This is a genomic window from Corynebacterium sp. NPDC060344, from assembly GCF_042725215.1.
In the GTDB taxonomy this organism is placed as follows: Bacteria; Actinomycetota; Actinomycetes; order Mycobacteriales; family Mycobacteriaceae; genus Corynebacterium.
In genome coordinates, this window is the sequence record NZ_JBHXCS010000015.1 from 26288 (window position 1) to 33499 (window position 7212).

Consider the following 7212-nt stretch of genomic DNA (forward strand, 5'->3'; position numbering starts at 1 on the left):
CCCCAGACGCCGCAGTGCTAGGAGCCCAGCACCGCCCCGGCGAGCACCCGGGCGCCGATGGGCAGCGCCGCTTCGTCGAGGTCGAAGTCCGGCCGGTGCAGGTCGGCGGTTCCCCCGCCGGCCGCACCGGGGCCGGAGACCCCCAGCCGCGCCATCGCCCCGGGGACGGTGCGCTGGTACCAGGCGAAATCCTCGCCGCCCGACGACTGGTGGGTGGGCACCACGTCCGCGATCCCCTCGGCGGCCGCGACCAGCGCGGCGGTGCACTCGGCGTCATTGACCACCGGCGGCACCCCCTGCACGTAGTCCAGGTCCCACTCCACCCGCCACGGTGCGAGGATCCCGGCGAGGGACTCGCGCACCAGGTCTTCTGCCATCGCCCACACCTCGACGTCGGCGCTGCGCAGCGTGCCGCGGGCGCTGCCCGACGCGGGGATCGAGTTGGGGGCCTCCCCCGCTTCGATGCGCCCCCACGTCAGGACCGTCGCCGACTTCGGGTCGAGGCGGCGGTCGAGGACGGCGGGCAGCGTCGTCAGCACCTGTCCCAGCGCGAAGCCGAGGTCGGCGGTGCGGTGCGGGCGGGCGGTGTGCCCGCCGGCGCCGCGCAGGTTCACGGTCACCATCGCGTTGGACGAGGTGATCGGCCCGTCGACGACCCCCAATTCGCCGACGGGGAGGGTCGGGTCGACGTGCAGCGCGAAGATCCGGGCGACGCCGTCGAGCGCGCCGCCCCCGATCGCGTCGAGGGCGCCGCCGGGCACGGTTTCCTCGGCGGCCTGGAAAACCAGCCTCGCCGGCGGGCAGCGCCCCTCCCGATCGGCGGCGGCGAGGAGCTCGGCGGCGCCCATGAGCATGGCGGTGTGGGCGTCGTGGCCGCACGCGTGCATGACCCCGGGGTTGGCCGAGGCGAAGTCCAGGCCCGTCTGCTCGTCGAGCGCCAGGGCGTCGAGGTCCGCGCGCAGCGCGATGCGCCCGCCGCCGGTCGCGTCCGCCCCGACGTCGCAGATGACGCCGGTGCCGGGCAACCTGCGCGGGGCCAGGCCGAGGGATTCCAGATGCTTGACGACGACCCCCGTCGTCCGCTCTTCCCCGTACGACAACTCGGGGTGGGCGTGGATGTCGCGGCGCCACGCGCGCAGGCGTGCCCCGAACCCGTCATCGGTCATGCGTCTTCTCCATTCCGGTGGTGCGGCGAGCCCGTTCCGGCGTGCCGACGTCGACGATGCAGCCCAGTCCTCGCGCGGCCAGGTCCGGGCAGCGGCCGGCCATGACGTCGCCGAACCACAGCGACATGCCGAGGATCATCCGGCCGATGTTGTGGGACCGCAGGATCTCGTGGCCCTCGTCGGGGAACTCCATCATCTCGGCGCACCCTCCCGCCGCGCGGACGGCGCGGATCATCCGCCGAGATTCGGCGGGCACGACGTTGCCGTCGCGGGCGCCGTGGATGGCCAGCAGCGGCGACGCCACCCGGTCTGCCAGGCGCAGCGGCGACCACCTGGCCAGGACTTCGGCATCGTCGACGGGGTGGCCGTACTTGGAGTACGCGGCCGTGGCGATCCACGGTTCCGTTTCCACGTAGAAGGCGCGCAGATCGCTCATGCCACAAACGGCCACGCCCGCCGCGAAGACCCCGGGATGCATGGCCATGAGGCAGTTGGTCAGGTACCCGCCGTACGAACGGCCGGCGCAGAAGAGGGTGGCCCGCGCCGCGGCCCCGGTGGTGACGAGGTCCTCGGCGACGTCGAGGGCATCCTCGATCGACGCGCCGCGCAGCTCGACGTCGTCGGCGCGGGCGAAGGCCCGGCCGTACCCGGTCGAACCGCGGACATTGGGCAGCACCAGGCGGAATCCGGCCCGCCGCAGGCCCTCGACCATGGGGTCGTGCACGGGGCGGGACTGCCATTCCGGCCCGCCGTGGAACCACATGATCGTCGGGGGAGGCTCAGACATTCCACCGCCCGGCGCGCCGGATGCGGGCAGCGGATCGTAGATCAGCGACTCGACGTGGAGTCCGTCCCTCGCCTCCGTCCAATGGCGGCGCGGGGCCAGCGATGCGTCGACGGCCCCTGCGACGCGCTCCCGGTCCAGGTGGACGGTCTCGCCCGTCTCCCGGTCATGGAGCACCACCGTCGCCGGCAGGCCCGGCCCCTGGATGGTCAGCGCGACGCGACGGCCGGAGTAGTCGAGCGACGGTTCGGTGGCCACGACGGCGCCCACGTCGATGGGCTCTCCCAGGCGCCGGTCGGCGACGTCGTACGGCCGGACCTCGGTGAATCCGGCGCGGTTGAACAGCAGGACCGCGCAGCCGGCGTCCTCGGACAGTTCGAAGTGGTCGAGTTCGGCGCCCGGCAGCGCGGCGACCTCGCGCACCGACCACGTGCCGTCGGGACGCAGATCCGATTCCACCAGCCGGGCGGCATCGGAACCGGCCTCGCTGCGCACCAACATCCGTGCGCCACCGGTGGCGCGGGTCCAGTCGTCCCTGATCAACCGCCCCGGCCAGGAATCGGCGTCGTCGGACCACGGCGCCACGGGCTTCTCCGACAGGCACGTGCCCACCCGCCCGCGCTCGGCGGACATCCTGCGCAGCAGCAGCCCACGGCGGCCGCGTTGCCCGGCGCGGATGAGCACCCGGTCATCGAGGGCGTCCATCAGCTCGTGCTCGGGCAGCCCGTCCACGACGACGTGGCGGCCGGTGCGGGGGTCGACGATGCGGGATTCGTCGCTGCCGCCGGGCACGCGGGCGGTGAGCAACAGGTAGCCGCCCGCGAATCCGACCAGCCGCACGGTCGTGTCCGCCGGCCCCGACATGCGGCGCGCGGACGAGTCGGCCGGGTCGCTGGTGACCAGCCACACCTCGGTGCGGGTGCCATGGCCGGGGGCGACTTCCAGCGCCAGCACGCTGCCGTGCTCGCTGTAGCGGATCTTGTGCACCGGCCCGTCGACCGGCAACCGCACCCGTCGGACGTCGCCGGCGCGCCAGTCGGTGAGGAAACGCTGCACGGCGTACGGCCCGCCGCCTTCATCGACGAGGTACGCGACCGACGACCCGTCGGGGGCGACGGTGGCGCCATGGGTGGTGCGGAAATCCCGCCCGTGCGTCAATCCCGCAGAACCCACGTGTCCTTTGCACCTCCGCCTCTCGAAGAATTCACGATCATGCTTCCCTCTGGCGCGACCCTGGTCAACGGGCTGGGGGCGGTGCGGGCGACCACGGCCCCGTTCTCCTCGCGGGCGTGGACGAATACCCGCAGGTCGACGTGCCGGGGGCCGAAGCCCGCGCCGTCGAAGGTGGGGTGGGTGGACAATCCGACGACCGGCTGGCCGATGTAGCGCTCGGGGTGGTTGTTCAGGTCCTCCGCGCGCGCCGCGAGCTCCGCCTCCGTGCACTCCGGCCCGATGGTCACTCCGGCGCCGCCGAATCCGTCGATCGGCTTGACCACCAGGTCCCCGATGTTCGCCAGCACGTGGTCGCGCTGCTCGCGATCCGCGCACAGGTACGTGGGCACCTGGGCGATGAGCGGTTCCTCCGACAGGTAGTAGCGGATGAGGTCCGGCACCTTCGAGTACACGGCCTTGTCATCGGCCACGCCGTTGCCCATCGCGTTGGCGATGGTCAGGGCGCCGAGGGCCTGGGCCGTCGTCAAGCCAGGTCCGAGCGGGGAACCGTCCGCCCCCTTGGACGACATGAGCATGTCCTCGTCGATGCGGGCGTAGAGGACGTCGATGCGCTTGGGCGAGCCATCCGAGATGCGGTAGAGGACGTCGTTGTCCACGACCAGCTCCTCCGGCGTGACCAGGGCCATGCCCACGAGCCGGGCCAGCTCGGAGTGCTCGTGCCACGCGGAATCCTGCCGGCCGGTGGTCACCAGCGCCAGCTCGACGTCGTCGGGGTCGACCGGGGCCCACGCGCCCGGGTGGATCGACGACGGCGCCGCGGCGACGAGGGTGTCGCGGAACATGGCGCCGACGTCGCCCGGGTCGAGCAGCGTCCCCGGCGCCGCGATCTCCGGCAGGAACGTCGAGGTCAGCCTGCGCGCGGCCATGGCGAAGGCCGTGCCGGACGGCACCCGGCAATTGTCCTCGAGCACCATCCAGCCGTCCTCGCCCGACTTGACGACGTCCGATCCGATGACGTTCGCCCGCACCCTGTGGCGCGCCGCCCGGCCATACCGGCGGTAGCCCGTGGCGCGGTCGACCATCTCCGGCGGGACGATGCCGTCGCGCAGGCACAGCTGGCGGGTGTACAGGTCGTCGAGGAAGAGGTTGAGCGCGACGGAGCGCTGCTCCAGGCCGCGCGAGAGCATCGACCAGTCGTCCGGCCCGATCAGGCGGGGCACCACGTCGACCGGGAACGGCCGGGGCGCGGATTCGCCGGTGACGCGGAAGGTCACGCCCTCGATCTCCTCCTGGCGCTCCATCTTCGCTTGGCGACGACGCAGCTCCGCCGGCCCCAGCGTCGTGATCGACTCGAGGACGTCCTCCATCCCCGATCGCGGCGCGCCATCGGCGTCGACGGCCTCGTCGTGGGCGAATGCCCCGTCGGCAAGCGACACCAGCTGGTAGTCGCGCGGGCCGCCGTCGTCCGACCACGCCTCCCCGATGGAACTCTCCCGCTCACCGGAGGTGATGGCGATGAGCTCGTCGACGACGTCGACCAGCCGCGCCCGCCTGTTGAGCACCCGCCGCTGCCGCGACGCCGACGAACCGTGGTGGAGCACCCGGCCCGTCAATTCCCGGACGGCCTCCAGATCGCCGGCCCGCTTCAGCTGCGGGGCGACCTCCTCGACCAGATCCCGGACGACGTCATGCGCCGGCCGCGAGGTGAAGTCGCGCAGATCCGCCAGCTCGCCCTCCATGCCGAACCGCGCCGCGCGCCACCGCGCCGCGACGATGAGCGAATCGGGGATGTCTGGGGCCTCGACGCCGGCGGCGATGTCCTCCTGCGCCCGCATGACCAGCGCGCGGTACAGCCCGGCGATGAGCTCGACGACGTCGAGCGACGGGCAGGAGTCGCACACCCGCAGCTCCAGCGTGTCCACGCGGGCCGAGGGGCGGACGTCGAAGTACGCCATGCCCGGGTCGGAGATGCAGCCCGACGAGATCATCTGGTCCAGCAGCCGGTCGTATTCCTCGGCGGAGTTCGCCGGCGGCCGCGGTCCCGTGGCGGGCCAGCGGCTCCACACCAGGGTGCGCGACGACGCGTACCCCGTGTCCGACCCGTCGGCGGCGAACGGCGACGACGCCGACAATGCCAGCAGGATGGGCAGGTGCGGCGCGATGCGGTGCGCCACCTGGATCGCCTGGTCGCGGTCGGGCATGTCCACGTGGAACTGCACGCCGCAGATCAGCTGCTCGCGCGCCAGCACCGCGTAGTCGGCTGCCATGGTCCGGTAACGGGGATTGTCGGTCACCCACAGGTTCGCCGGCGAGGCCAGCGGCACGGTGCCCGCCGCGACGACGCCCAGGCCGATCTCCCTGGCATGGTCGGCGACGAGGCGCCGCTGCCGGCTCAGCTCGTCCCGCAGGTCCCCGAGGTCGGCGGTGACTCCGCTGTTGAGCTCGACGACGCAGCTCTGCAGCTCTTCGACGAACGCCGAGCCCGGCAGCCGTTGGAGCAGGTCCGGAGCGCGGGAAGCCAGGCTGCGGGTGGCGAGGTCGACGAGATGGAATTCTTCTTCGACCCCCAGTTTTGGCACACTAAGGGTTTTCATGCCCTAATCGTACGGGCAGTGAATGACGGTCACGTTTCGGGGGCGTAAAAAGCCGATACCCCCGCACCCTATGGTGCGGGGGCCGGGGGCGTCGCAAAGCGAAAAGCCGGATCCGGAACGGACCGTGGCCTGAAGCGCGAAACTAGTCGCCGATCTGATCGCGCCCGCGGAGGACGATCTTCGGGTCCGGATCGCCGACGAGCTCATGATCCTTGTTCGTGTACTCGAACTTCGACAGCACGTAGCGGATCGCGTTGATGCGGGCGCGCTTCTTGTCGTTCGACTTGATGGTGATCCACGGCGACTCGTCGGTGTCCGTGTAGCGGAACTGCTCTTCCTTCGCGCGGGTGTAATCGTCCCAGCGGTCCAGCGAGGCGAGGTCCATCGGCGACAGCTTCCACTGGCGCACCGGATCCACCTGGCGGATGGCGAAGCGCGTGCGCTGCTCCTTCTGCGTCACCGAGAACCACAGCTTGGTCACCGAAATGCCCGAGCCCAGCAGCATGTTCTCCAGCATCGGCACCTCGCGCAGGAACTCCGCATGCTGCGACTCCGTGCAGAAGCCCATCACCCGCTCCACGCCCGAGCGGTTGTACCAGGAACGGTCGAAGAACACGATCTCGCCGGCCGACGGGAAATGCTGGATGTAGCGCTGGAAGTACCACGACGTCGACTCGCGCGGCGACGGCTTCTCCAGCGCCACCGTGCGCGCGCCACGGGGATTGAGGTGCTCGTTGAAGCGCTTGATCGTGCCGCCCTTGCCGGCGGCGTCGCGGCCCTCGAAGAGGATGATGTGCTTCTGGCCCGTTTCCTTGGTCCAGTTCTGCCACTTCAGCAGCTCGATCTGGAGGGCGCGCTTGGTCTTCTCGTACTCCTTGCGCGTCATGCGCTCCTCGTACGGGTAGTTCTCGCGCCACGTCTGCACCGGGTCACCGGACGGGGTGACCAGCACCGGATCGTCCTCGTCGGAGTCGTCGACGACGTACCCCTCGGTCGCCGCCAGGTCGACGATGTGGAAGTCCTCTTCGTTCGTGTCAGCCATGCCTCGAGTCTACCTGCGAAGCGCCCCCGATTCGGGGCGGCGGACAGTGGCACCGGCCACCTTTCGCAGATGAAGGCTCGTTTCGGGGGAATCCCGGGCGCGGGCAGGTGCCCCCGGGCCGCGTCCCGGCACCCGTTTCCACTTCCCGAGCCTCCCCGCCCGCTTGTCGCCATTGGGGTCTGCGCATTCCCGACCTTCACCCCTGCTTTACGACGACCACGTGGTGCCACTCCCCCGTTTCACTCCGTCCATGTGGTGATCGGTCCCCGGTTCACTCCGAATTCGTGGCGGCAGCTCCCCGATTCACCCCGTCCATGAGGTGACCACTCCCCGTTTCACCCCGACTTCGTGGCGGCCGGGGGTTGCGTCCTCTAGCGTGGTGTACCGACCACCTCGGTGACCGCCCCACCCACAACAAGGGCGACCACCGTAGGTACCTTTCGAATCAACTCC

General features: G+C 71.0%; 4 protein-coding genes. All 4 read right to left on the bottom strand.

All coding sequences use genetic code 11. The features are described 5' to 3' along the window. Positions 1-17: 17 nt before the first annotated feature. Positions 18-1166 (bottom strand): amidohydrolase, encoded by a 1149-nt coding sequence (locus ACFWGD_RS12515; RefSeq protein WP_377779021.1) that lies wholly within the window; start codon positions 1164-1166, stop codon positions 18-20. Beyond that, positions 1156-3123: an alpha/beta hydrolase family protein gene (locus tag ACFWGD_RS12520; protein ID WP_377779022.1), complete on the bottom strand. Its 1968-nt coding sequence runs from the start codon at positions 3121-3123 to the stop codon at positions 1156-1158. The genes ACFWGD_RS12515 and ACFWGD_RS12520 overlap by 11 nt, the downstream gene beginning before the upstream one ends. Further along, positions 3105-5717 (bottom strand): glutamate--cysteine ligase, encoded by a 2613-nt coding sequence (locus ACFWGD_RS12525; RefSeq protein WP_377779023.1) that lies wholly within the window; start codon positions 5715-5717, stop codon positions 3105-3107. Before ACFWGD_RS12525 ends, ACFWGD_RS12520 begins: the two co-directional genes overlap by 19 nt. 142 nt (positions 5718-5859) lie before the next feature. Next, positions 5860-6759, bottom strand: a complete 900-nt coding sequence (ppk2, locus tag ACFWGD_RS12530; RefSeq protein ID WP_377779024.1) for a polyphosphate kinase 2 — start codon at positions 6757-6759, stop codon at positions 5860-5862. Positions 6760-7212 lie beyond the last annotated feature (453 nt).

Coding starts and splice junctions, on each gene's coding strand:
- ACFWGD_RS12515 (WP_377779021.1), bottom strand. CDS start 1,166: ATGACCGATGACGGGTTCGGGGCACGCCTGCGCGCGTGGCGCCGCGAC.
- ACFWGD_RS12525 (WP_377779023.1), bottom strand. CDS start 5,717: ATGAAAACCCTTAGTGTGCCAAAACTGGGGGTCGAAGAAGAATTCCAT.
- ppk2 (WP_377779024.1), bottom strand. CDS start 6,759: ATGGCTGACACGAACGAAGAGGACTTCCACATCGTCGACCTGGCGGCG.